Here is a 21566-nt window from a genome sequence, read left to right as displayed (position 1 = left end):
GGAGCTTTTTAACAGCTGAACCGAAAGAAAAATTATTTGAAAATCCCTGACTTGTATTCCTTCGTTTCTATCTGGCCATTAATGGAAACATCTAATTTGGATGTGCCAATTTGGGAGTCGGTTACCAATATTGCCAAATGAAATAATTGTAGGCAAGAAGTATATTTGTATTATGAGAAAAGTTATTTAGAACTAAAAGAAAATAAAGAGATTTTTTATTTTGGAATTTTTTGGAGGTTATAAAATTAATATTATGACTTTGGATAACTTAAAAAATTGGATTTCTTCAGGAAATCATTCTAAGGAAATTTCTAAATTAATTGATAGAAGAATTGTGGTAAATGCTTTTTTAAATGCACTAGAGAAAATTAATTTTATTCTTAGAGAAAAAAAAATTATAGAAAATTCATTAGAAGAAATTAATGACATTAATCAATTAGAAAAAATAGAAAAAGATTTTTTTGATGATCCCGAACTTTATGAGCTAGACCTAAGAGCGAATAGTTTGTATAAGGCATCTTTTAATTTTTTCATCAAATATAAAAATGAAACTTATTCGAATCAACAATGATTTTCAAAAGCCAAAGATGCTTTTTTATTACCAAGCAAACCTCCTTTTTGCCAGTCTGAGCATGCTCCTTCATTGTCATTCATTATCTCTTTTAGAAATCCCCTATTTCCATATGAATCTTTAAGCATTAGATCGTATGCTATTAATTTTGAATAATCATCAATCGCCTCCGTATAATTTCGCAACTTAATATTGACCCATGCCCTAAGAGCTACTGCGGCATTATATTCTGAATCGATTTTTAAAATTGTATTTAAATCTTTTAAGGCACTTCTATAATCTTTTAATTCCTTTTTTGAATATGCTCTCAAAAGTAAGGCAAACTTATTTTTAGGATTAATTTTTAACGCTTCTGATAATTTTTCACTTGCATGAATATAATTTTTTTCTTTTAAGATCTCATACCCATTGCCTGTTATTTTTTCAGATGAAGAAATATTTTTGACTTTATTAAAATGTTTATGAGCTTCTGCATTTGGAGAAAATATAAGAGATGGAATTGCTAATGAAGTTGCAATTATAAAATGGTAAATTTTCATACTTCAAAAAATATAAAGATCTTGTTTATTTAATTTAGAACAGATGCAAAATAACGCTATGGTCCTTTTCTCTTATTAATAAAACTAAAAATGTTCGTTGTTAATTCACAGAGACAAGAATTTGAGAGTTGGATGGATAATGCTGCAATAAAGGAACCCGAAAAAACAAACTTCTATAACTGGATAATTAAAAGTCCAGTTGATATTTTTATTCCAAAAATTCCTCCTGTTGAATGTTCGATAGGATCATATCAACGCGGATTTGTATTTGATATCTTGGTAAATATAAATGGGATTGACTGGTTTAATTACAGTAATGAAAGGTATTCATATATTTCTCTCGATTCTGAGGTGAATCACTGGTTAGATTGGATTGAAAAAGTTCCTTCTAAAAATTTTCTAATAGATGAGAGAGAGGATTATTATAATTTTCCTTCGCATTTTCCTGAAGATGATTATCAACATTACATAGATACTTTTAAAGCTTTTAAAAAAGTAAGTGTTGTCGTAGTTGAAGAATATTGGAAAACTAAAGAATTAGAAAAAAACTTTTCTGCTTTAAAATGAAAAAGTATTTAATCTCTGGCTTGGTAGATAAATATAGAATCAAAATAAATTTATTTGCTTTGTCGCCAAATAGTGCAATCAGCGTGTTTAAACAGAAATATCCAAATGCAGAGGATATTTATATTATTCAAGATTTATTTAAGAAATAATTTTTAGTTTTTTTTATAAGAATCAATATTAAAGAATTTTATTTATGTACAAAAAATAACGAATTAAAAAAAGAGGACATGGCAATATTTTGAATATGCATTAATTTAAAAAAACTAGAACTTTATATTTTTTGAAGTATGAAAATTTACCCTTTACTTTTCTCAATTTTTTTGGCCGCAAGTCCAACAATATTTAGCAACAAATCCAAAGCAAAAAGTATTACTACTGATACAAATAAATCAATAGAATATAACTTCGAAGGCGACAAGAAAATATACTTTTATGATGATCATAAAGGGGCAATAAAAGACTATACAGAGTCTTTGAAATTCAATCCAAAGAATACCTATGCATTATTCAATAGAGCAAATTCAAAAAGTGAATTGAAAGATTATGAAGGTGCTGTAAATGATCTCAACTTACTTTTATCAATTGATCCTGGCAATGGAGCTGCTGTCTACAATCGTGCAAGAGCTAATGCAAATTTAAGAAGAAACATAAGTGCTATTAAAGATTATTCAAGGGCGATTTCAAAAGATATAGAACTTCAATATTCATTCTTCAATAGAGCGATTCTTAAAGAAATGATTGGGGATGCTCAGGGAGCATGTAATGACTGGAGGAAAGGGATTGAGAAAGGAAATAAAAGAGCAAAAAATGTTTTCGCAGAGAATTGTCTGCCCAGCAATTTTGCAAAGTTCGAAGTAAAAACTAAAAATAAATTACTAATGCGAAGAGCAAGAGAAAGAAATCTTTCAGGAGATAGACGGGGGGCCTGTGAAGATTATCAATTGGCGAAAAATAATGGATATGTTCCACCAAAAGAATATAAACTCTTTTATAAGGTTATTACTGACCCCTACTGTTTCCTTCGGACCCTTTAAATATCAAAAACATTATGGATCTATGGACGAAAAGAAACATCACAGATTATCTTAGTAACCCTGATGAAAGCTTAGATAAAAATTACTCTGAAGAAAGACAAAAGATCAGAAAAGCCATAAGGGCAGAAGATGAAAAAACGAAAAAAATGGGGGGAGTGATTGACTGGAATTATATGCTCAATGACATGATGTAATGGGGAAAAGAGGTAAGCCAAAAAGAATAATTAGATGCGGGAAACCAAAAGCTTGCCCTGAATGCGGGCAAAAGCAACTACTTGAAGTTGTCTATGGTATGCCAAGCGAAGAAGTAGTGGATAATATTGCCGAATATGATATTAGAGGCTGTTGCATGGGACCTTTTAGAGAAGTAAAAATAAAGGATAAAAGCGGTAATGTTTATATTTGCCAAGTTCCTAAAGCTAACTGGGTTTGTTCAAACAAAGATTGTCGTCTAGAAGTTTATTGGAGAAAGGATTGCGAACTGGCTTCAACAAAAGATGAAGCATATAATTTTTATGGAAATAAGTGGGATACTAATGATTTTGAAAAGCAAAACGAGAAGTTTTTAAAATTAAGAAGCAAAGTACATAGAAAATTTAGGTCATAAAAACAGAAAGCTTTTCTTTTAAACATGGAATATTTTTTTATGGATATAACTTTTTAATAGCTTCTTGCTGTTCTTGTTTTTTTATTTCTTCAGCATCATAAACAGGACAAGTATTCTGATTAAGTGATGAGAAAAAAGCACTCTTTTTAAAACGTTTGAATATAGGAGTCAATAGTAAAAGTTTCACTTTTTTTATTTGCTAAATTGCTCAAACATACTTAAATATTGCAGAGGAAAGACGCTGGTTAAATTTTCTATTCTCTCTTCATCCAATACAACACCCTCCGGCAATTTCTTTACTAACTTTGGGATAGCTTTTTTTGTCTCTTCTCTGCAAAAATTAATTCTGTAAGTGGCTTCTTTTTTAATATTATTTTTAATTAATCCATCTTTTTCAAGCATTGATTTTAAATCAAGATTATTTCCTTTCAGGAGAGCAATTAAAACATTATCTGCAATTTTTAAAGCTTCCGCAGGCTCTTTATCTTTGTTGATTCCAAATACCCAGGTACAGGCACCGACACCCAATGCTCTTGCTATGCAATCATCATTTCCAATCTCATCACAGGGTAATCTAAAAGACTCTTCAATTTTTTTTAGATCATATCCATTCTCACCTTCTGGGAAGCCAGCTTGAGCGTAAAAAGGAAATAAAAATATTATTGTGACAAGAAGTAAGCGTTTCATTTGAATATTTCTAGTTTGCCTTTTCTAAAATAGTCTACATCTGCGAAACCAGATCCTTCGGTAGTCATTCTTTTCAACATCCAATTTGCTGCTTCTTTATGTAAAGGTGGTTGAGGTTTTTCAGATATTACGGAACAACAGTACTCAGGTATTTTTTCCCAGTGACTCCATTCTTTATTCCACCAGATAGAAAAGAGTGAATAAACTTCCATATGAGATTCTTTCCATTGTGTTTCGGTAAAAGATGCGACATAAAAATATGCTTTTTTTGGGGAGTACTTTTCATAAAAAAAAGTTGCCACTGGAATTGTATCTTCAGGGTTCCAACTCTCTAACTTATATCGGTCAGATGAATACATCTCATCTGAATTGTGAGCCAGGCTACCTTTGGGATGCATCGCTCCAGCAAAAGCTACTGCCTCATCATGAACGTAATCTTGTATTGTATAAGCTTCATCTCCCATCAAAGAAAATAAAAAAGAGGGTTTTATCCCTCTATGTTAGATCGACTGTCAATCAATTAAATTATCCCATTCCAGCTTAAGCATAGGCAAAAAGTTTGCTAAAAAAGATTTCCCTGAATCTCTTCACTATCATCTTTCACTGGATTACAAACTAACTTGGCATATTGCTCGGAATAAGCACAATTTTTACAGGATAGATTTGGTTCCGGGATCTGATCACTATTCATTAAAGAAACCATTGAATCTATTTCTTCTTCAATCCAATCAATATTCCAATCATAGGGAACTAAATATTCATCAAAATTCATTCTTTTATTAAATTCCTCGTCATCTCTTTTTGCATTACAAACTAAAAAATAAGCTGTTTTATGAACATCAAATCCCATCCCCTTAAGAAGATAAGCATAGAAATCCATTTGAATTTTATAACCCTCATGATATGGATCATCAAGATAATCCTGTTTATCTACTCTTCCAAGTTTTGCCTGAGATTTATAATCAACAACTATTAATTCCTTTGTAATATTGTGCTGCCAGATGTCATCAACTCCTCCAGTCAAAATGATATTTGTATCCTTATGACGAAGCATCAATCCTTTGTGAAGAGAATTACGCCAATCATCTATCTCAGGATGATCAAAAGGAACTAAATGACTTAAATCATTTTCGATAAATAATCTATGTGGAATTTGTCTTTCTCGGCAATAATCAAATTCTTTTTTTAAAAGCAAATCAGTTGTCTCATTTAAAGTCCATCCGGGCGTTCCAGGGGGGTCTAAACCTTTTACTCTATCCAGGTAAAAACATCTTTTACAGGTTAAAAAATTAGAAAACCTTCCTCTACTTATTTTGAAATCATCTTTCTGATTAGGAGAATAAGACGAAGATGCTCTTGTCCTTAATCCAGTTGCTTTTACAGGTTCTTTTTTACTATTTCTTTTCAGATCTATCATGATTTTTAATTCATAAATAATCTTTCTTATCTATAGATTATCTATACAAGAAACTAATAACAAAATTATTTTTATAGGTAATAAAGTAAATACTAGTTTTCAAGAATTTTTAGGTAAATATGTTTTTTTTAAATAAAGATATAAAATCTAGTTCAATTAGATCCTTATAAATGCCTTTAGGAATAGATAAAAAATTGAGTGTGAATGTTGCTCTAAATATTGTGGAACTTCAAAAATCTCTCTCAAAGCTAGAAAAAGAAAAAAACTTTTACATAGATTGCGGAGCTTGGGAGATGTGGCGTGATGCTATTCAAGATGCAAGAGAATACGGTAAAGATAAAAAATTTGTAGTATTCACTCAAGCAGAAGAAGAGAGGGCACATAAAGAAAAAGCAATGTGTCTGGGTTTTGGTTTAGGTAAAGAAAATCCATCACTTGATGAAACAAGAATTATTGGAAAAGAAGTCTACACATTTTTGAAATCTGAAGGGTTTGAAATTGTATGGGACGAAGATCCTGATTCTTATATAATAATTGTCTTGGACAAAGACTTACAAAATCATGAAGACCCATTTGATTTGATTTTGGGAATTCATGTACCTGATGAAGATGCTATTAAAGAGAAGATGAAGAATTTAGGTTTCTATACCGCTCCAAATCTTTTTAACAAATGTCTTAATATTGGTTTAATTTTTAATGATGATGAGTCTGTATGGGATGTTTTAAAAAGAAATACATTCGATTGGAAAGACATACTTAGATATTCAATCTATTTGGAAAATGAAGAAGATCAGATTGATATTATGCCTGATTGGGATTTTTATGCAGATTGGTTAGATAATTATTTAGAACTTTCTGAAAATAAACCTATCCAACAAATTCCTAACTCAGAAGAGGTCACTAGGATTATAAAAATTCTTTATTTGAACAAAAAAATTAATGAAGCCACGCTTCAATGCTTCACAATAGTTGCTGAAGGTCTTAAAAGTAAGGAACTACTTGAAGAAAAAGAAGAATTTTTTGATGATATATCATCTGTTGATTCATTTAAAAATCAAATAAAAGGAGGTCTAACCCCCTTAGAAGGGGAAATTGAAGTTTGGGAAGTGATCAAGAAAAGATTCAAAATTGGGGAATCGCTGAAATATAGAGATTTGACAGAATTTTTAGATGATCTCAACTACGAAATAATGCTGAAAGTATTTAATGGTTCTATTAAAGAAAAATTTACAAAAATGAAACCAGTTTCCGTTAACGCTTTCTTTATACATTTGTATTGTTATTCAAATGAAGTTTGTACATATTTTCATGAAAAAAAGATTTCATCTGCAACATATTCAGCAATCACAATTTTTCTAGATGATTCTGATCCTGATGCTCATGGACTAGATGAAACTTTTTTAGAAGAAGAATTTCCTGCTTTATTTGATTGGGTTAGTACTGAAGAGGGAATACTGGATTATTTAGAAACTAGATACCATGAAGCTGTTGATGACCCATTAGAAGGAGATGATGAAACATGGTTATTTTATATAGGTAATAGTTCAAGTTGTCCTTATAAAAACTATCAAGAATTTAAGTCGGAACTTGATATAAATATGATTTTGAAAATTTTTAAAAAGTGTTGGGAAAGATCATGCAAATATGAATATCCAAAAGGAAGACAATTAACAAAAGACTTCCCCGAATTTAAAACAGATTTTTCTAATTATAAAAAACTTAAAGGCGAAGAATTACTTGGAAAAATTGAAAAAGATATTCTTCCAAGATATGAAAATATTAAATCATATGGATATAATTCAACCAATAAGAATAGTGATGATATTGCTCTAGTGGAAGACTTTTTTATAGAACATACTAAAGCTTTAAAAAATAAAAAAAATAGTGGGTTTGAAATACCTGACTACGAATTCCCGGCTGAATGGAAAATTGGCAAACTACCTAGAGGAAAATATCTTATTGGAGATTTTGAGAAGGTTTTACGTATTGCTGATAAAAAAATAGTGAACGAATTAAAATCATTTGAAAAACAAAATGATGTTCCTGATGATGAATATTTTTTGTCCCCATATAATTTTGAAGAATTTTTAAAAAAAGAAAAAGGTATAGATCCTAATGAAGGAGTTATTAAATTAAGTTCTGATAGGCAATTTATAATGATAGCTCCTGGTGTAGATGAAAGTAGTTTTAGTGATGATAATGGTGGAAGATATTTTCAAAGTTCAAATTGTATTATTTGTATAAAAGTAGATGATAATTACATTAATAAAGAAGCGAATATAAACTCATATGTTTTTGAAAATGATTTTGAATGCTCTTACTTTGAAAATTATGATATTTTAAAACTTGGCGACCTCCATGTTTATTCAGATTATTAGGGGGTCATTATCTGCAAAAGTAGTTAGTCAAAATTTATTATTTATTAGCCTATATATCTATGTTTAATTACAAATTCATCATTGAATAAAACTTCTTTTCCAAATCCATAAACGCCATAAATTATATTTTTAAAATCCTTTTCATCAGTATCAATTAACCAATCAGTATCAATCTCATAATCTTCATTAATACATCTATTGTCGATCTTCTTTCCACCATCTAGAAGTTGCACAATAGATGGGATCGAAAAGAAATAATTACCTTCCGGCACCTCATCATCATTTAATTCCTTATCAATCTCTATCCATTCTCCTGCAACTATCCATTCTTCATTAAAGTAAACGTCATAGAATTTTTCATACAGTTCCTTAGACATATAGCCTTCTATTACATGATCATCGAATGAACATCTATAGTACTTATTTTTATAACATAAAACTCTGAAGTCATTATAAAAACTACCCTCTGCCTCATATTCAATAATTTTATAATTTATGCCCTCCTCATCCCATTCATCTTCAATCAAATTACTATCTTCGTCATTTAACTGATCTATCGAGTTGAACTGTTTAACCAATTCAGGAAATAAAAGAGGATATTCCTTGGACATCTGAATGAATAGAAGCCTGATTTTAATAGAAAATTAGCAGAAAGTTCTTTAAATGTCCCTTTAAAAAGTTTTTATGAAAATAAATGGACTAAACCACTACTACAGCACTCCCTGGAAATAATTTGACAGTTACAGATAGGCCGTCTAAATTTATTCTGCACACTTCAGAATCATTGTGCTGCAGGCAATCATGAACGGTCCAACCCGGCCCACTTTAAAATTGCCCTTGTAGCTCAGCGGTAGAGCACTCCCTTGGTAAGGGAGAGGTCTCGGGTTCAAGTCCCGACGAGGGCACTTGAGAAATTGATTAATATAACTGAGATCTCGTAAATCAGCATTTTAACTAGAATTCAAATATATTTAAAAAAATTTGCCTGTAGTTATACCACTATCGTCATACCGGATGCACAAAATATATATTGCAGCAATCATGAATTATGGTCTTGGTTCTGATGATCCAGAGGAGTTGGCCTACTACAACAAAATCAGAAAAGAGATGGATGATATGAAAAGACAACCAATTAAAAAAGGGATTTTTCTAAATTGGGATACCCCAGAAGGAATGGATAAATGAACCTGAATACTTTTTTATTAATTGATGAGAGTTTGATGCTTGTTGGTCTACCTTTATTGATGATTCTTAAAGGCAAAAATTGATCAAAATTTCATACATTTTATCCATATTTAAATTAAATTGTTGATCCTTTATCCGTATATGGGAGTACCTCAAACCGTACAAATTTATTAGTCGAATAGCCTCTCTAACTAGTTAGAACATAGATGTAGTCTTCATGAGCAAATGTCTACGAAATCCACACTAAAAGAAGATTATAAATCTGAGATTGAAGAAAGATCAGAAGAAGAACTTCTTGAAGAAGAAATCAGGAACCAGCAAACATTAGATAGCTTTGTTGAATCTGATAAAAACTGGAGCTGATTAAATTTATTTTTTTAGGAGAAAGTTATGAACTTAAAAAGATCACCATTCTCAATTCTGGACAAAGACAAAAGAGAAATGGACTATATCAAAGGAGTTTACAAGAGAAAAATTCAAGCTGAAATTGAATCTTATAAAGACCCCGAAGATGAAGATAAGAGAGATACAATACAAGCTCAAGACATATTAATGCTTGATAGGATCTCAATCTAGTTATTCTTTTTTTTCTTCTTCTTATCCTTTTTTTTCTTCTTTACCTTTTCATAAAGCTTATCAGCCTTCTTTTCGATACTGTCTAGCTTACTAGAGATTTCTTTTATAGCTTCTGCTTTTCCTTCTTTAACTACAGTATCTTTTACCTCAATAATTTTAACTGGCTCTCCTTTGACTACAGTATCTTTTGTCTCTTCAGTTTTAATCCCAAACTTACCTTTAATAAAATTGGCTATAAAAATAAGAACAGGTACATGAGCTAGACCGCCTATTACTATTCTTGTTTCTGAATAAGCCATTTAATAGTTATGTGAACTGAGATATTTAAGCATAAATTTAATTTTTAAATTCCTTTTTATTAAGCCAATAAACATTTGTAATCATCTCTTGATTCGTAGATCAATAATCTTGCTATTAATTAAATAGAGACTTTTTTAGAAAATGCCATTAGACGTATTTCTAATGAACATGTGTGTTGTGGTAATAGCGTTGCTTATCAGAAGAGAAATCAAACTTAAGAAGGCGAGATAAATTATGAAAACACAAATTTTAAAAGAGCATTACATTCCAAATATCCATGCTATTACTCTTTTACTAATGCTTCTTCTATGCTTGTGGTTACCGCTTGCACTCAGATTCTTATTAATAATTTAGTCGAACTAATTAGTTAATACTCTTATCCTTAAACTCAGCTATATCCTAATTTAGTTTTTAAAGATCTTATATGGGATTCCTGTTCCGCATTAAACTTATATAAATTTGCATAGTTACTTTTTCGACTAATCAGAAACCCAACTTGTGATTTTCGTTGTGCTATAAATATGTCCTCCAGATTCTATATTCTTAATGGTTTCAGGATCTGAAAAAACATGCTTAGCCACACCTTCTTCAGCTTGATGAATAACAATAACTTCTTTTGGATCAATTAAACTTTTGCCACGATATAGAGGAGTAAGTCCTACCGTTTTATGAAATTCATCTATCTCTGGACTATCAAACATTTTTACCCACTCCTCAAATGTATTTGAAAGTTTAAAGGTGAAAACAGTAGTTTCAATAGTCATAACAAAAAGCTAATTGCTTCTTATTTTAGATCAACTGTCAATAATCAAGAAAAAACTGGTGGATAAGGTGTTTGTCCATTCATTAATGATATGTCAATTGGTTTACAGATATTCATCAGAGCATCTTGTCCGAAACCTGGTCCAGAGGGACCGTCTATAAACTCCTGAAACTCCTCAGCTGAAATACCCTCTTTTACTTCCCAAAAACAATATACAGGACCAGTTTTAGTTACGGCATTTGCAGAATGGTTAAAAAATCCTTTTTCTTTATTAGCTGCTACCGCATCATCCCATCCACCACCTGGTGACATTGCCGCATAAGCTGTATCCCACCATTTTTCAGCTTTTCCTGCCTTAAATTCATGATGAACAATATAAAAAGTTGATGCCATAAAAATAATATTTGAGCTGATAATAAAGTTACTTGATATAAGTAAAGGGAAGATTAATTTATTTTGAATTCCTAAATAAAAAGGGGGCTAAAAGCCCCTAGCGATCGACTGTCAATATATACAATCTAAATCAGAATCCAGATATTGCTTCATAGAAATCAGCGTCTGGCAGTATTTCCTTCAAGGGTTCAATCTCCTTGGCAGGGCCTTGGACCTGCACAGTAATATCTGACACTTCAAAAAGCTTGGGAATTATATGTCCCATATTTTTGAGATGAAATAAAGCGGCGGCACCATCTTTATATGCCTCTCTTACATAAGCCTTATTTGAACCGCAAGTAGTGATATTAAAAAAAAGACAGTCAGGTTCATTAGCTTTTGTCAGTACCAAAATTTCTTCTAAAAGAGCTATGCACTGGTCCATCTTCCCATCCTTGATTGTGAAGTGGGGATGGATAGAAACCATGGTTGTATCTAGAGACATTAATTTATAGATATTTCTCCTATCTTTCTAGCAACTAATCTTTATGAAAAAGTTAAAAATATGGATTATCTAAAAATTAAGAATATTAATTTGGTATCGCTTGTACCGTTTATATGTTTTTTGAAAGCTATTAATTGGATATGAGTTATTTTGCTGAACCAAACCATATTGAATATGATGAATGGTTCGATGAAAACATCGACCCAGTGGATCTTGTTAATTACTCAGATGAAAAGGAGTTCAGTGATTCGGTACACTTTAAGTTCCATAAGATGTCCACTAGAAATTTAACGATTGGTTCTTCTGATAATTTTCACTGGTAAGTATAAGATTTTTCACTCCATATATATTTATGAATCTTACGCAGAATATGTTCCATCACTTTCTCTTCTCGCCTTAGCTAATACAATTTCATCTACAACTTTTTCAATCATATAAGCACTTTTTTTACCAAAACATTTTTCTTTTTTAATACTCTCAAAATCATTTGGGATTAAAGTATTATTTTCACAACAGTCGCATTTAATATCAATTTTCTTACCTCTGAAAACCTCTAAAGCTCTAGAAAAAATCCATTGCTGAACTGAAATACTTTCCCAACTATCAAAATTCGACCATTCATTAAAATCCCTATCAAGGATGCCTTTTAAGCCATCAGCCTGATTTACATATACTAAGCATGAATCTTTTCTTGGTTCATCATTAATACCAATTGTTTTGACAGAATTTTGATTCATTAAATATAGATTAATTGAGTAGCCTTATAAATCTAGAGGATAATTTCAAAAATATAAACAAAAAAATAACTCAAATAAGATCATTAATTGCTTTATCCAATCTAGAAGTATGATTTGTATTTCTGAGTAATTCAAAATCCTTAAAATCAAAGCCGGGGCCAACACAACAACTCACTAAAGTAAATTCGCCTGTACTTTTTGCAGCTTGCCAACATCCAGATGGGATCATTTCTACTGGATTATTGGAATCTAAAATTAAATTTCTTATTAACTTATTATCATTATCTAGGCACCATAAATTCAGAGGGTCGCCCCTTAGATAAATCCAAATTTCATCAGCATTTTTTACTCTGTGCCAAGCACTTTTTGCATCTCTCTCCAAAAGATAATAAATTCCCGTAATAAAGTTTCTACTTTGGCCATCTTCCCTTATTAGAGAATTTTCACTCCTTACTATCTCTCTAAACCATCCACCCTCAGGATGAGGAGATAAATTGAATTGTTTAATTATTTCTATGTTTTTTTTATTAGGATTCACATCACAAAATATCTTTTAAATTTCCCTTATACTTAGAAGCTAACTGAAATAAAATCAAAATAATCTATATTTTCTAAAAAATTAAGCACAAATAACTGACAAATCTACAAAATTTTTATTTTCATCTGCCAGTTCAGTAATGATTCTATTGAGCCATTCAGAGGTCGTTTCACAATAGCCTACATTTAAAATAGTTTTTTGCTTTGCTGTTTCTTCTTTATTCATAGTTAAAGTATTTTCATATAAGTTAGTCTTTAATTAAATCTATGTGAATAAGTCTTAATTACTATCTATTTTAAAAAGTTGTATTTAATACATATTTAAGAACTGCTAGTAAACAAATAAAATTAAATCGTTGACAAGAAAATGTATACAAGTAAGAGTAGAAAAAATTTATTATTTAACCTATGAATAACATCAAGATTGAGGAATTGATGAAAGTAAGGTTCGATGGTATTGCTAATAGAATTGGGCAATTAAGCAAAAGGGAAAGTGAGTCTTTATTACTTGAGCATCTTGAGTGGTTGGAGGGAGGATGGGAGACTGAAGAAATCTTATTTTTAAAAAAGCCCTACAGAAAATGGTGGTTCTAACTCGACTTCTATAAATAATTAATGATGGCCTAAGGGACCAGGGCCAGAGCCTATTTGATAAGAATTGTCTAAAGATTTCTCAACAAATAATTTCGCTTTTTGTATAGAATCTAATAGATCAAAACCTAAAGCCTTGTAACCACAAATAGCAGCACTCAAAGTACAGCCGCTACCGTGAGTATTTTTTGTATTTATAAAATTATTAAATAGCCACTCTTTTCTACCATTTAAGTCAAGGAAAAAATCCTTCCCTTTCATATCTTTTAAACCGCCACCTTTTATAAGTACCGCTTTAGCTCCAAGACTAATAATTTTTCTTGCTGAATTTTCGATATCTTCTTTACTCCTTATTTCTAAATCAGAAAGTAGATTTGCTTCATAAATATTTGGAGTTACCAAATCAGCAATTGGTAATAAGAGTTTTTTATAAGCATTAATAGCAGAATCTTCCAGTAATTTAGAACCAGTTCTTGTAACCATTACTGGGTCAATAATTTTGGTTATTTTATATGTATTTAATTTTGAAGCAGTATCATTAATTATCCTTTCATTTAATAACATTCCAGTTTTTAAAGCATCAATACCAAAATCAGCAAATAAAGTATCTAACTGATTTAATAAAGTATTCTTCTCTACTGGTTGAACGCATGTAACCTCTATACTATTTTGTGCTGTAATACATGTAATAACAGAACATCCATGCACTTTAAGGGCCATGAAAGTTCTTAAGTCAGCCTGGATGCCTGCTCCACCCCCGGAGTCACTACCGCCTATTGAAAGTGCAATTTTAGAATACATGATTTATTAATTCGACTTTGAAAGTACTATAAGTAAATTTTAATTTAAATCAGAAATCTGAATATGCATTAAAAAAATCTAACTCCAATTCCATAGCTCTCCTGTATAAATATTTAGCCTGATTAATATCATATTTTTCTTTATTAGTCTCAATAAGAATTTCAAGTGAATCTGCTAGCTTTTCAAAGCTCTCATCAGAATAAGTAATTATCCATTCTTTATATTTAGTGTCAAAATCCCCCTCATACAAACTTTTTCCTATCCAAGAATAAAGTCGCATACATGGAGTCATTGCAAACATTATTTCAACGGAGCTAAGTCTTTTGGAAGTATCATCAAGAAAATCTGTATAATTTTTAGTGGCTTTTTTTATATAGTTATTAGACAAATCAATGTCCCATTCTTTTGCATACGTTTCATGAAGTATTAACTCCTCTGAAACGCCCATTAACAGTTCACTTAACTTCCTTATTGAGTACTTATCTTTTGATTTGGAAACAGCAAGACCATAAGCCTTAGCAAAAGTCTCTAAAAAGAAATAATCTTGAGCTAAATATTCTTGAAATATATTTTTAGGTAGACTTCCATTCTTTAAACCTTGAACAAATTTTGTATTTAAACTTAGTAAAGCAATCTCATAATTATCCTCCCAAAGTTTTTTTGTTATTTTCATTTTTTTGATTTTTTAGTTATTCTAAAATTTTTTAAATTTTTTACCTACAAACTTAATCTTATTTTTCTAGGATTAAAAGAAAAAATTATGAAAGAAATAAATATTTTATGGTTTAAGAAAGATTTAAGAATTTTTGATAACGAGGCTCTCTGTGAGGCTATAAAAAATAATGATATTTTACCTATTTATATTATTGAGTTAGATATTTGGAGCCAAAATACTCATTCAGATAGACAATGGCAATTTTGCAAAGAAAGTTTAATAGATTTAAGAAATGCACTTACTGAGATTGGACAACCATTAATTATTAGGACTGGAAATGTTATTAATATTTTTGATGAAATTAGTTCAAAATTTAAAATCAAAGGTATATATAGCCATCAAGAAACCGGAGATTGGCTTACTTATAAAAGAGATCAAAAAGTAAGAGAATGGGCTTTAAGCAAAAATATTATTTGGAAGGAATTTCTACAATTTTCAGTTTTTAGAGGAAATTTAGATAGGAATAATTGGTCTAAAAAATGGCAAGAAAATTCCGAAAAAAACTTACTCAAAGCTCCATTAAAAATTAATTCTATTAACTTTAATATTGGAGAAATACCCTCAGACGAAATTTTTACCTTTAAAAAAGGAATTTGTCCAGGAAGAATGCAAGGTGGAAGAAAGAAAGGTTTAGAGAGAATGCAATACTTCTTTAGTAATAAATTAGATTCTTATTCAAAAGATATATCTAGCCCAGAAAAATCATTTGATAGTTGTACAAGACTATCCCCATATATTTGTTGGGGATGTATTTCATTAAAAGAAATTTTTAAAGAGGCAAATATATCAAAAAACAATAATTCCAGGATGTTAAAAAGCAGATTAACTTGGCATTGTCATTTTATTCAGAAACTTGAAAGTGAACCAGAACTAGAGTTTAGGGAATACCATCCTTTTTTTAAAAATATTAGAGAAAAAAATAATGAATTACTTTATTCATGGAGTTCAGGCAATACGGGCTTTCCTTTTATAGATGCATGTATGCGTTCATTAAATTTCAATGGATGGATTAACTTTAGGATGCGAGCGATGTTAATGTCTTTTGCTAGCTATAATTTATGGCTACCATGGCAAGATTCAGGTTCTGAATTAGCAAATAAATTTGTAGATTATGAGCCTGGAATACATTGGAACCAATGCCAAATGCAATCTGGAACTACGTCTATAAATACCACTAGAATTTATAATCCTATTAAGCAGGGAAAAGATCATGATCCTCAAGGTAAATTTATAAAAAAATGGATACCAGAATTAAAGGATATATCACTTAATTTCATTCATGAACCATGGCTATTATCTAGATTTAATCAAGAAGAATATGAACAAATTAATTACATAAGACCAATAATTGACATCCCAAATAGTACTAAAACTGCAAAGAAGAAAATTCAGGAAATCACTAAAAAGGATGGATATTGGGATATCTCAAAAGAAATTTATTTAAAGCATGGCTCTAGAAAAAGGCTTAGAAAAAACATAATTAATAAAAAAATTGTTTCTAGGGAAAAGGAAAAACAATACGAACTGAAATTAGATTTCTAAATTTTATTGTCAGAAATTTCCAGATTACTTTTAGCTCCTAGGAAAGTTTTTTAAATTTTGAAATTAAATATATAAACCCACGATGAACTAATGCAACCTTTAATGTATTTATTAGATTTTATTAATTATGTCTAAAAGATTTGAATGGGACGATACCAATAGTTCAGGTATATGGTGGAGTACTAATGTAAGTATCAGAGACGAGTGCATTTTGCTCAAAGAAGATACTAAATGCGAAGATTCTGATATAGTCGAACTTCTTAGGAGTATTGCACAAAATATTGAAGATAATGGCCTTTAATTTTTAAAAGCATATTCACTTTATTAGAGATTTTCAATTCCTTTTACAGCTTTTATTAATTCGATACTTATACCTTTTTCACTCATTGAATGACCAGCATCATTAACAATAATTAATTCAGAATTCTTTAATTTCTTATTTAGATCCCAAGCACTCCTAACAGGACATACAACGTCATACCTCCCCTGAATTATTTTTGTAGGAATCGATTCTATTATTTTTATATTTTTCAAAATAAAATCATCTTCTAAGAAAATATTATTAATAAAATAATGACATTCGATCCTTGCAAAGGCATCAGAAAAAGAATTAACTTCAGACTTATCAAAATCAAATTTTTTATTTATTAAATGACTTGTAGAGAGTTCCCATTTTGTCCAAGCTGCTGCTGCTTTTGATCTAAGATTTGCATCTGATGATGTTAGATATTTATAAAAAGAACTTATTAAATCATTTCTTTCTTCTTTTGGTATTACAGAAATATATTCTTCAAATTCATCTGGGAATATCTCACTTGCACCATATTGATAGAACCACAATAATTCAAACTTTCTACATAAAAATATTCCTCGCAAAGTTAAGCTGATAACTCTTGAGGGATTTTTAATCGCATATATAAGTGAAAGTGTTGAGCCCCAAGATCCACCAAACAAATGCCAAGTATCTATTTTTAAAAGAATCCTTAATTTCTCAATATCATCAACTAAATGATTGGTCGTATTTTCTTTTAATTCGGAGAAGGGAGTTGAAGAACCGCAACCTCTTTGGTCAAATTGAATAATATCAAATTTATCTGGGTCAAAGTATCTTCTATATCTTGGTTGACTTCCTCCTCCTGGACCTCCATGAATAACAAGAATTTTTTTGCCATTTGGATTACCAGATCTTTCCCAATAAATAGTATGAATATCACTTACTTGTAAAAAACCCTTTTCACGTACTGCAATTTTTGGAAACAAGACTTGATCTTTCATTTTGAAATATTTTTAATCACTTTATTAATCCATATTATCCAAAAAGAAGTCTAATTTAGAAGAAATTTGTTAAACAAAAAAAGGACTGCTTGTACAGTCCTTTTTAATATTTGATTTCCTTCTTACAGGATATAAAATTACATATTTTAAAGTCTATTTACTCATAAACCTAGAATACGTGAATTCGGGGATTTCTCTCGATAATTTCAGTCCCTATTGTCGCTAGTAATTATAAAGCGAAGTCTTATCAGACTAATTGATTGAACTTTAATTTTCGAATAATCCCATTCTCAGGAATACGCTTCCTATATTTTGGAATTTGCTAAATTTCAGGCGGACTATCAATCATTTAGATTGCCTCCGAACTCAACATTTATAAATTACTCCTTTTTATATTTTCAGTAAATCCGTAAATATGCTGATTTACTTTTTTCTTAATTTGTAAGAGGATTTTAATGATCCTTTGTTTTTTATAGATAAAAATAAAAATTAAAGTCTATAATCCCTTATTTATTCAGATTCATAGAGCAAAATAGATTCAATTATTCTTTTATCACTATCAGAAAGTTTATAATCTTCTAATTTCCACTGAACAAATTTTACACACTCATCAATAGAAGGATTATTATCCCGGCACTTACGCCACTCTCTAATCCAATCTGCCAAGGCAAAAGTTATTTTTGTAGTAAGCATATTTACCAATCAGGGTAATTAAAATCTCCTCCAATAGGTTCTTCATAAAATTCCCCTTCTTTTATACCTTTATCAAATTTTTCAATTATCTTTTTATAAGAAGCTATTGAGGGAACTAAATCTCCTAAATAAATGGGTTCCATTGTAATTGTTATAATGATTATAATTATTTATTATTTTATATAAGAATTTAATAAAAAGATTATTAATATGCATTATGGATTTCATTAAAAAGAACAAGATCTTAACACTAATGGCTGTAATTGCAGTTTTATCATTTGCATTAGAAAAAGTAGGCATAATACACCCTTAAATTAATTAAGTTTATTTTTAAATACTTCCTAATGAAATAAGTAAACCGATACTATTACTGCAAAAATAAGCAATGGAGATAATAATGTAAAAACTAAAGTTGAAAGATTAATCAGCATAAATTTTAAATAAATACACAAATTTAATAAACATCACTTTTAAGCATTTGCAATAAGTAAAATTTAAATTATTACGATATAAAAAAAATTTGAATAAAGAAAGATATAAAGAAGAATATGAAGAGGGCTCAGACTTACTATGGCCTAGTGATAAAGAAGATAAAATAACTCGGCAATTTTATAAAGATTTATCTAATCTTTCAAAAAACATAAATTATAGTAAAAAGAAAAAGCTAAAACTTTTTGAACAAGTAGTTAGAATAATAAAAGGCAAAGGCTGGGGTTAATTAATATTCAAAGTAAAATGAAAAATTTAATGATACTAATTAGAAGTTTTTTTCTTTTAAGACCAAGATTTTTATCCACTATATTTTTTATTCCTATTCTTTATGGCATTGGCTGGGCTTTATCTCAGCCACTTTTATTGTTTAATTTTGAAAAAGATAATTTATCATTAATTGGTACTATTATTACTTTCTTACTTTTTATCTTTTTACTCCCATATTGGTTTTATATCAAACATAACAAATCAAGTGCTTGGATACTTCTTGGGATAACAAAAGACAAATTCTTGAAAAACTTTTTCAATTTTTCACAAGGTATTTTATTTGCTTTAGTTTTAATAATGCTAATTCTGGTACCACTATTGCAAAAAAATTATATTTCTTGGATAGGTGAATTCTCGCCAATAATATTTTTAAATTCTATTCTACTGGGATTAGGTGTTGGATTCGCAGAGGAAATAATATTTAGGGGCTGGTTACTAGAAGAATTAAAATTTGAATATGGCACAAAAATATCAATAGCTTTACAAGCTATAATATTTAGCTTCGTTCATAATTTATCAAATGAGATCTTTTGGAACATAGTAGGATTACGTTTGGGATTTATTTTACTTGGGATATTTCTATCATTAGTAAAAATTAGAGATAAAGGTTCTTTATGGAATTGCATAGGAATTCATGGAGGACTAGTGGGTATTTGGTTTTTATTAAATAACGGATTAATAGAATTCAAAGAAAATACACCTTCTTTTTTAGCAGGGCCTTTTACACAAAATATTCCAAACCCAATCGGAAGCTTTAGTGCAATTTTGATATTACTTTTATTATGTATTTTTTATACCGTACAATCAAAAAAGATTTTTACTAGACGTATTAATTAGATATAAATACCGATTGATTTTTGATTAGTAATTGTCAGATTAAAATAAAGCTTAATATTCATATGAACTTTGATGCAGGAATAAGATTTATTGTGTTTTTAATAATTTTTGGAGTTACAAACTATCTAATGATGTTGAGAAGATATGAAAACGACGTCAAAAAAAAGAAATATTTGCAACAGGAAAAAATTTCCAAGCTATACCCTAAAGGTTCATTTACTTTCTTAAATTAAAAAAAATTTTTGTAGAATTTCCTCACCATTTTTTATTAGTTTTTTGCCAACCTTCATTTAACAATTTTTGCCATAATAATCTTGCTTCTTCAATAACAATTTTTTTTCTAGTTTTCATTAATGGAGGATTTTCTCCATGAATTCCCATAATAATTCCTTCTTCAATAAACATATAATCAATAGATTTATCAGAATAATCTCTATCTTTGTAGAAACGCATCACCCCTACAAAATTAGAGTCAATTAACCAGAAATCATTAGTTGAATTCAATAAATCAAAATAAAATTAAATTTATCACATGCTTTGATTGCAATCTGCGAGGAAAAAATTTATTTAGTTAATTCATATTTGATAAATTTTTTCTTTTTGTCGACTTTTTTTCAATTCGCCGCGTTTTTTCTTAACCTCAACTCTTTTCTTTTGTGATGCTTTAGTAGGTTGTGTAGATTTTCTTAATTTAAATGGTTTATTTAAAGCATTTTTTATGATTGAACTAAATTTCATTAAAGCTAGCTGCCTATTTAATACTTGATTTCTGTGTTCTTGAACCGCTAAACGCAAGCTATTATTTACTAATTTGTTTTTCAAGTTTCTTTTAAGAATTTCTTTCTGATAATTATTTAATACTTTGGAATCTTCTAAATCAAAAATAATCTCTACTCTGCTTTCAATTTTATTTACATTTTGCCCTCCAGGACCGGAGGATCTGGAAAATCGCCATTTAATTTCGTTGGATGGGATTACTAATGTTTTAGTAATTTTTAAATCCATTTTTAGTTCTTTTTAATTTAAATTTTTAGAAGCATTTTCTTAATACTTTAAAACATACCTTAAAATTCGATCGGTAAATACTGGGCGGTTATGTTAGGTAAACCGAAATTCGGTGTATTTGCCGTATCAATATCTTCGGTATTTATCCTTTCATATTCCAAAGAATTATCAGATATTGAATTGGTACTAATTCAAAGGTCACTTATGTATTCAATGTTTGATCTTCTTTTTGAAACACCTTCATATCGCCCTGTATATGTTATTTCCGATAGTGAAATGAAGGAGTTAAAGAAAAACCAACATCAGGAAGAGCTTGATGAAATTACAACACAAAAAGTAAGACTTGAAGATGCTTTTAAAGCTCAACTAAAACATCTTGAAGAGAGAGAAAAAGAAGTAAAAAAACAACTTAAAGTGCTCTCAGCCTCAAAAGATAAATAATTTATTTTTAGAGAAATTACTTTTTTCAAAGACGGTTAAAAACCGTCTTTTTTAATTCTTCTAGTTTTAAGGTATCTATTAAATCCACAGATTTTAAAAATATTTTCCATAATTAAAAAATGAATAACAATA

Annotated in this window: 36 protein-coding genes and 1 tRNA gene; 17 read left to right on the top strand and 20 right to left on the bottom strand. The window is 29.6% G+C overall.

The genetic code is table 11. From position 1 onward, the window contains the following. Positions 1-253 precede the first annotated feature (253 nt). Positions 254-571: a hypothetical protein gene (locus HA152_RS02050; protein WP_209133024.1), complete on the top strand. Its 318-nt coding sequence runs from the start codon at positions 254-256 to the stop codon at positions 569-571. Here HA152_RS02050 and HA152_RS02045 read toward each other — a convergent pair. Beyond that, positions 562-1110, bottom strand: coding sequence for a tetratricopeptide repeat protein (locus HA152_RS02045; protein WP_209133022.1), 549 nt, complete (start codon positions 1108-1110; stop codon positions 562-564). The two genes, HA152_RS02050 and HA152_RS02045, sit on opposite strands and share 10 nt — an antisense overlap. A 90-nt stretch (positions 1111-1200) precedes the next feature. Here HA152_RS02045 and HA152_RS02040 point away from each other — a divergent pair, with 90 nt between their 5' ends. The 4 genes from HA152_RS02040 to HA152_RS02025 all read left to right on the top strand — a co-directional run bounded on the left by HA152_RS02040 (position 1201) and on the right by HA152_RS02025 (position 3318). Further along, complete coding sequence (locus HA152_RS02040) at positions 1201-1677, top strand: hypothetical protein (RefSeq protein ID WP_209133020.1); 477 nt, start codon at positions 1201-1203, stop codon at positions 1675-1677. 287 nt (positions 1678-1964) lie between these two features. After that, a complete protein-coding gene (locus HA152_RS02035) occupies positions 1965-2711 on the top strand; it encodes a tetratricopeptide repeat protein (protein WP_209133018.1) in 747 nt (248 codons plus the stop codon). 14 nt (positions 2712-2725) lie between these two features. After that, on the top strand, positions 2726-2905 hold the full coding sequence (locus HA152_RS02030; protein ID WP_209133015.1) for a hypothetical protein: 180 nt from the start codon (positions 2726-2728) through the stop codon (positions 2903-2905). Next, on the top strand, positions 2905-3318 hold the full coding sequence (locus HA152_RS02025; protein ID WP_209133013.1) for a hypothetical protein: 414 nt from the start codon (positions 2905-2907) through the stop codon (positions 3316-3318). Before HA152_RS02030 ends, HA152_RS02025 begins: the two co-directional genes overlap by 1 nt. A gap of 37 nt (positions 3319-3355) precedes the next feature. On the opposite strand, the gene HA152_RS02020 is transcribed toward HA152_RS02025, so the two are convergent. From HA152_RS02020 to HA152_RS02005, 4 genes are all read right to left on the bottom strand, one after another. Then, complete coding sequence (locus tag HA152_RS02020) at positions 3356-3505, bottom strand: hypothetical protein (protein ID WP_209133011.1); 150 nt, start codon at positions 3503-3505, stop codon at positions 3356-3358. Between the two features lie 5 nt (positions 3506-3510). Then, the gene (locus HA152_RS02015; RefSeq protein ID WP_209133009.1) at positions 3511-4005 is read right to left on the bottom strand and encodes a ribose ABC transporter ATP-binding protein; all 495 of its coding nucleotides are present in this window, start codon (positions 4003-4005) and stop codon (positions 3511-3513) included. Then, complete coding sequence (locus tag HA152_RS02010) at positions 4002-4469, bottom strand: hypothetical protein (protein ID WP_209133007.1); 468 nt, start codon at positions 4467-4469, stop codon at positions 4002-4004. Before HA152_RS02010 ends, HA152_RS02015 begins: the two co-directional genes overlap by 4 nt. Before the next feature lie 98 nt (positions 4470-4567). Beyond that, a complete protein-coding gene (locus HA152_RS02005; protein ID WP_209133005.1) occupies positions 4568-5422 on the bottom strand; it encodes a PD-(D/E)XK nuclease family protein in 855 nt (284 codons plus the stop codon). 170 nt (positions 5423-5592) lie between these two features. On the opposite strand from HA152_RS02005, the gene HA152_RS02000 reads away from it, so the two are divergent. After that, the gene (locus HA152_RS02000) at positions 5593-7800 is read left to right on the top strand and encodes a DUF6891 domain-containing protein (protein WP_209133003.1); all 2208 of its coding nucleotides are present in this window, start codon (positions 5593-5595) and stop codon (positions 7798-7800) included. A 44-nt stretch (positions 7801-7844) separates the two neighbouring features. Here the strand turns inward: HA152_RS02000 and HA152_RS01995 are convergent, their stop codons facing one another. Continuing rightward, complete coding sequence (locus tag HA152_RS01995; RefSeq protein WP_209133001.1) at positions 7845-8411, bottom strand: hypothetical protein; 567 nt, start codon at positions 8409-8411, stop codon at positions 7845-7847. A gap of 222 nt (positions 8412-8633) precedes the next feature. Between HA152_RS01995 and HA152_RS01990 the strand changes: the two genes are divergently transcribed. From HA152_RS01990 to HA152_RS01975, 4 genes are all read left to right on the top strand, one after another. Next, positions 8634-8705, top strand: a tRNA-Thr gene (locus tag HA152_RS01990). A gap of 88 nt (positions 8706-8793) precedes the next feature. Continuing rightward, complete coding sequence (locus HA152_RS01985) at positions 8794-8985, top strand: hypothetical protein (protein WP_025887487.1); 192 nt, start codon at positions 8794-8796, stop codon at positions 8983-8985. A 225-nt stretch (positions 8986-9210) separates the two neighbouring features. Beyond that, entirely contained in the window at positions 9211-9348 is a 138-nt protein-coding gene (locus tag HA152_RS01980) for a hypothetical protein (protein WP_011862410.1), read from the top strand. 27 nt (positions 9349-9375) lie between these two features. After that, positions 9376-9561: a hypothetical protein gene (locus HA152_RS01975; protein ID WP_025880500.1), complete on the top strand. Its 186-nt coding sequence runs from the start codon at positions 9376-9378 to the stop codon at positions 9559-9561. On the opposite strand, the gene HA152_RS01970 is transcribed toward HA152_RS01975, so the two are convergent. From HA152_RS01970 to HA152_RS01955, 4 genes are all read right to left on the bottom strand, one after another. Then, positions 9558-9860 carry a hypothetical protein gene (locus HA152_RS01970; protein WP_025887483.1) on the bottom strand — a complete coding sequence of 101 codons (303 nt, stop codon included), beginning with the start codon at positions 9858-9860 and terminating at the stop codon, positions 9558-9560. The genes HA152_RS01975 and HA152_RS01970 overlap by 4 nt on opposite strands. Before the next feature lie 480 nt (positions 9861-10340). Then, entirely contained in the window at positions 10341-10625 is a 285-nt protein-coding gene (locus tag HA152_RS01965) for a DUF3764 family protein (RefSeq protein ID WP_011862407.1), read from the bottom strand. A 44-nt stretch (positions 10626-10669) separates the two neighbouring features. Continuing rightward, complete coding sequence (locus tag HA152_RS01960) at positions 10670-11017, bottom strand: hypothetical protein (RefSeq protein ID WP_011862406.1); 348 nt, start codon at positions 11015-11017, stop codon at positions 10670-10672. 130 nt (positions 11018-11147) lie between these two features. Then, positions 11148-11441: a hypothetical protein gene (locus tag HA152_RS01955; RefSeq protein WP_209132998.1), complete on the bottom strand. Its 294-nt coding sequence runs from the start codon at positions 11439-11441 to the stop codon at positions 11148-11150. A 200-nt stretch (positions 11442-11641) separates the two neighbouring features. Between HA152_RS01955 and HA152_RS01950 the strand changes: the two genes are divergently transcribed. After that, positions 11642-11824, top strand: coding sequence for a hypothetical protein (locus HA152_RS01950; RefSeq protein WP_209132996.1), 183 nt, complete (start codon positions 11642-11644; stop codon positions 11822-11824). 36 nt (positions 11825-11860) lie between these two features. On the opposite strand, the gene HA152_RS01945 is transcribed toward HA152_RS01950, so the two are convergent. The 3 genes from HA152_RS01945 to HA152_RS01935 form a co-directional block, all read right to left on the bottom strand. Further along, positions 11861-12238, bottom strand: coding sequence for a phosphoenolpyruvate carboxykinase (locus tag HA152_RS01945; RefSeq protein WP_209132994.1), 378 nt, complete (start codon positions 12236-12238; stop codon positions 11861-11863). 70 nt (positions 12239-12308) lie between these two features. Then, positions 12309-12776 (bottom strand): cupin domain-containing protein, encoded by a 468-nt coding sequence (locus HA152_RS01940; RefSeq protein WP_209132992.1) that lies wholly within the window; start codon positions 12774-12776, stop codon positions 12309-12311. 81 nt (positions 12777-12857) lie between these two features. Beyond that, positions 12858-13001: a hypothetical protein gene (locus HA152_RS01935; protein ID WP_179852286.1), complete on the bottom strand. Its 144-nt coding sequence runs from the start codon at positions 12999-13001 to the stop codon at positions 12858-12860. A gap of 182 nt (positions 13002-13183) precedes the next feature. Here HA152_RS01935 and HA152_RS01930 point away from each other — a divergent pair, with 182 nt between their 5' ends. After that, complete coding sequence (locus HA152_RS01930) at positions 13184-13369, top strand: hypothetical protein (RefSeq protein WP_032515599.1); 186 nt, start codon at positions 13184-13186, stop codon at positions 13367-13369. Positions 13370-13387: 18 nt separating this feature from the next. Here HA152_RS01930 and thiD read toward each other — a convergent pair whose 3' ends face one another. Both thiD and HA152_RS01920 read right to left on the bottom strand, forming a co-directional pair. Next, positions 13388-14167: a bifunctional hydroxymethylpyrimidine kinase/phosphomethylpyrimidine kinase gene (gene thiD / locus HA152_RS01925; RefSeq protein WP_209132990.1), complete on the bottom strand. Its 780-nt coding sequence runs from the start codon at positions 14165-14167 to the stop codon at positions 13388-13390. Between the two features lie 49 nt (positions 14168-14216). Next, positions 14217-14840, bottom strand: coding sequence for a TenA family protein (locus tag HA152_RS01920; protein ID WP_025891424.1), 624 nt, complete (start codon positions 14838-14840; stop codon positions 14217-14219). An 87-nt stretch (positions 14841-14927) separates the two neighbouring features. Between HA152_RS01920 and HA152_RS01915 the strand changes: the two genes are divergently transcribed. Beyond that, positions 14928-16424 (top strand): FAD-binding domain-containing protein, encoded by a 1497-nt coding sequence (locus HA152_RS01915; RefSeq protein ID WP_209132988.1) that lies wholly within the window; start codon positions 14928-14930, stop codon positions 16422-16424. A 127-nt stretch (positions 16425-16551) separates the two neighbouring features. After that, positions 16552-16725 (top strand): hypothetical protein, encoded by a 174-nt coding sequence (locus tag HA152_RS01910; protein WP_209132986.1) that lies wholly within the window; start codon positions 16552-16554, stop codon positions 16723-16725. Between the two features lie 23 nt (positions 16726-16748). Here the strand turns inward: HA152_RS01910 and pip are convergent, their stop codons facing one another. The 3 genes from pip to HA152_RS01895 all read right to left on the bottom strand — a co-directional run bounded on the left by pip (position 16749) and on the right by HA152_RS01895 (position 18535). Next, positions 16749-17699, bottom strand: coding sequence for a prolyl aminopeptidase (pip, locus tag HA152_RS01905; RefSeq protein ID WP_209132984.1), 951 nt, complete (start codon positions 17697-17699; stop codon positions 16749-16751). 510 nt (positions 17700-18209) lie between these two features. Then, positions 18210-18392, bottom strand: coding sequence for a hypothetical protein (locus HA152_RS01900; protein ID WP_209132982.1), 183 nt, complete (start codon positions 18390-18392; stop codon positions 18210-18212). Between the two features lie 2 nt (positions 18393-18394). Beyond that, positions 18395-18535, bottom strand: coding sequence for a hypothetical protein (locus HA152_RS01895; protein WP_209132980.1), 141 nt, complete (start codon positions 18533-18535; stop codon positions 18395-18397). A gap of 377 nt (positions 18536-18912) precedes the next feature. Here HA152_RS01895 and HA152_RS01890 point away from each other — a divergent pair, with 377 nt between their 5' ends. Together HA152_RS01890 and HA152_RS01885 are read left to right on the top strand one after the other, a co-directional pair. Next, the gene (locus HA152_RS01890) at positions 18913-19110 is read left to right on the top strand and encodes a hypothetical protein (RefSeq protein ID WP_025891421.1); all 198 of its coding nucleotides are present in this window, start codon (positions 18913-18915) and stop codon (positions 19108-19110) included. 17 nt (positions 19111-19127) lie between these two features. Then, positions 19128-19988 carry a CPBP family intramembrane glutamic endopeptidase gene (locus HA152_RS01885; protein WP_209132978.1) on the top strand — a complete coding sequence of 287 codons (861 nt, stop codon included), beginning with the start codon at positions 19128-19130 and terminating at the stop codon, positions 19986-19988. A 255-nt stretch (positions 19989-20243) separates the two neighbouring features. On the opposite strand, the gene HA152_RS01880 is transcribed toward HA152_RS01885, so the two are convergent. Next, positions 20244-20492, bottom strand: coding sequence for a DUF1651 domain-containing protein (locus tag HA152_RS01880; protein ID WP_002805475.1), 249 nt, complete (start codon positions 20490-20492; stop codon positions 20244-20246). 72 nt (positions 20493-20564) lie between these two features. Next, a complete protein-coding gene (arfB, locus tag HA152_RS01875; RefSeq protein WP_209132976.1) occupies positions 20565-20993 on the bottom strand; it encodes an alternative ribosome rescue aminoacyl-tRNA hydrolase ArfB in 429 nt (142 codons plus the stop codon). 90 nt (positions 20994-21083) lie between these two features. Here arfB and HA152_RS01870 point away from each other — a divergent pair, with 90 nt between their 5' ends. Beyond that, the gene (locus HA152_RS01870; protein ID WP_245211175.1) at positions 21084-21434 is read left to right on the top strand and encodes a hypothetical protein; all 351 of its coding nucleotides are present in this window, start codon (positions 21084-21086) and stop codon (positions 21432-21434) included. Positions 21435-21566: the final 132 nt, after the last annotated feature.

It is taken from the genome of Prochlorococcus marinus XMU1412, from assembly GCF_017696315.1.
GTDB classification, from domain to species: Bacteria; Cyanobacteriota; Cyanobacteriia; order PCC-6307; family Cyanobiaceae; genus Prochlorococcus_A; species Prochlorococcus_A marinus_AF.
This window is presented reverse-complemented; position numbering and strand designations above follow the sequence as displayed.

What these genes read in the sequence shown, in the direction of transcription:
- HA152_RS02050 (WP_209133024.1), top strand. Translation starts at nt 254, where the DNA reads ATGACTTTGGATAACTTAAAAAATTGGATTTCTTCAGGAAATCATTCT.
- HA152_RS02045 (WP_209133022.1), bottom strand. Translation starts at nt 1,110, where the DNA reads ATGAAAATTTACCATTTTATAATTGCAACTTCATTAGCAATTCCATCT.
- HA152_RS02040 (WP_209133020.1), top strand. Translation starts at nt 1,201, where the DNA reads ATGTTCGTTGTTAATTCACAGAGACAAGAATTTGAGAGTTGGATGGAT.
- HA152_RS02035 (WP_209133018.1), top strand. Translation starts at nt 1,965, where the DNA reads ATGAAAATTTACCCTTTACTTTTCTCAATTTTTTTGGCCGCAAGTCCA.
- HA152_RS02030 (WP_209133015.1), top strand. Translation starts at nt 2,726, where the DNA reads ATGGATCTATGGACGAAAAGAAACATCACAGATTATCTTAGTAACCCT.
- HA152_RS02025 (WP_209133013.1), top strand. Translation starts at nt 2,905, where the DNA reads ATGGGGAAAAGAGGTAAGCCAAAAAGAATAATTAGATGCGGGAAACCA.
- HA152_RS02015 (WP_209133009.1), bottom strand. Translation starts at nt 4,005, where the DNA reads ATGAAACGCTTACTTCTTGTCACAATAATATTTTTATTTCCTTTTTAC.
- HA152_RS02010 (WP_209133007.1), bottom strand. Translation starts at nt 4,469, where the DNA reads ATGGGAGATGAAGCTTATACAATACAAGATTACGTTCATGATGAGGCA.
- HA152_RS02005 (WP_209133005.1), bottom strand. Translation starts at nt 5,422, where the DNA reads ATGATAGATCTGAAAAGAAATAGTAAAAAAGAACCTGTAAAAGCAACT.
- HA152_RS02000 (WP_209133003.1), top strand. Translation starts at nt 5,593, where the DNA reads ATGCCTTTAGGAATAGATAAAAAATTGAGTGTGAATGTTGCTCTAAAT.
- HA152_RS01995 (WP_209133001.1), bottom strand. Translation starts at nt 8,411, where the DNA reads ATGTCCAAGGAATATCCTCTTTTATTTCCTGAATTGGTTAAACAGTTC.
- HA152_RS01980 (WP_011862410.1), top strand. Translation starts at nt 9,211, where the DNA reads ATGTCTACGAAATCCACACTAAAAGAAGATTATAAATCTGAGATTGAA.
- HA152_RS01975 (WP_025880500.1), top strand. Translation starts at nt 9,376, where the DNA reads ATGAACTTAAAAAGATCACCATTCTCAATTCTGGACAAAGACAAAAGA.
- HA152_RS01970 (WP_025887483.1), bottom strand. Translation starts at nt 9,860, where the DNA reads ATGGCTTATTCAGAAACAAGAATAGTAATAGGCGGTCTAGCTCATGTA.
- HA152_RS01965 (WP_011862407.1), bottom strand. Translation starts at nt 10,625, where the DNA reads ATGACTATTGAAACTACTGTTTTCACCTTTAAACTTTCAAATACATTT.
- HA152_RS01960 (WP_011862406.1), bottom strand. Translation starts at nt 11,017, where the DNA reads ATGGCATCAACTTTTTATATTGTTCATCATGAATTTAAGGCAGGAAAA.
- HA152_RS01955 (WP_209132998.1), bottom strand. Translation starts at nt 11,441, where the DNA reads ATGGACCAGTGCATAGCTCTTTTAGAAGAAATTTTGGTACTGACAAAA.
- HA152_RS01950 (WP_209132996.1), top strand. Translation starts at nt 11,642, where the DNA reads ATGAGTTATTTTGCTGAACCAAACCATATTGAATATGATGAATGGTTC.
- HA152_RS01945 (WP_209132994.1), bottom strand. Translation starts at nt 12,238, where the DNA reads ATGAATCAAAATTCTGTCAAAACAATTGGTATTAATGATGAACCAAGA.
- HA152_RS01935 (WP_179852286.1), bottom strand. Translation starts at nt 13,001, where the DNA reads ATGAATAAAGAAGAAACAGCAAAGCAAAAAACTATTTTAAATGTAGGC.
- HA152_RS01930 (WP_032515599.1), top strand. Translation starts at nt 13,184, where the DNA reads ATGAATAACATCAAGATTGAGGAATTGATGAAAGTAAGGTTCGATGGT.
- thiD (WP_209132990.1), bottom strand. Translation starts at nt 14,167, where the DNA reads ATGTATTCTAAAATTGCACTTTCAATAGGCGGTAGTGACTCCGGGGGT.
- HA152_RS01920 (WP_025891424.1), bottom strand. Translation starts at nt 14,840, where the DNA reads ATGAAAATAACAAAAAAACTTTGGGAGGATAATTATGAGATTGCTTTA.
- HA152_RS01915 (WP_209132988.1), top strand. Translation starts at nt 14,928, where the DNA reads ATGAAAGAAATAAATATTTTATGGTTTAAGAAAGATTTAAGAATTTTT.
- HA152_RS01910 (WP_209132986.1), top strand. Translation starts at nt 16,552, where the DNA reads ATGTCTAAAAGATTTGAATGGGACGATACCAATAGTTCAGGTATATGG.
- pip (WP_209132984.1), bottom strand. Translation starts at nt 17,699, where the DNA reads ATGAAAGATCAAGTCTTGTTTCCAAAAATTGCAGTACGTGAAAAGGGT.
- HA152_RS01900 (WP_209132982.1), bottom strand. Translation starts at nt 18,392, where the DNA reads ATGCTTACTACAAAAATAACTTTTGCCTTGGCAGATTGGATTAGAGAG.
- HA152_RS01895 (WP_209132980.1), bottom strand. Translation starts at nt 18,535, where the DNA reads ATGGAACCCATTTATTTAGGAGATTTAGTTCCCTCAATAGCTTCTTAT.
- HA152_RS01885 (WP_209132978.1), top strand. Translation starts at nt 19,128, where the DNA reads ATGAAAAATTTAATGATACTAATTAGAAGTTTTTTTCTTTTAAGACCA.
- arfB (WP_209132976.1), bottom strand. Translation starts at nt 20,993, where the DNA reads ATGGATTTAAAAATTACTAAAACATTAGTAATCCCATCCAACGAAATT.
- HA152_RS01870 (WP_245211175.1), top strand. Translation starts at nt 21,084, where the DNA reads ATGTTAGGTAAACCGAAATTCGGTGTATTTGCCGTATCAATATCTTCG.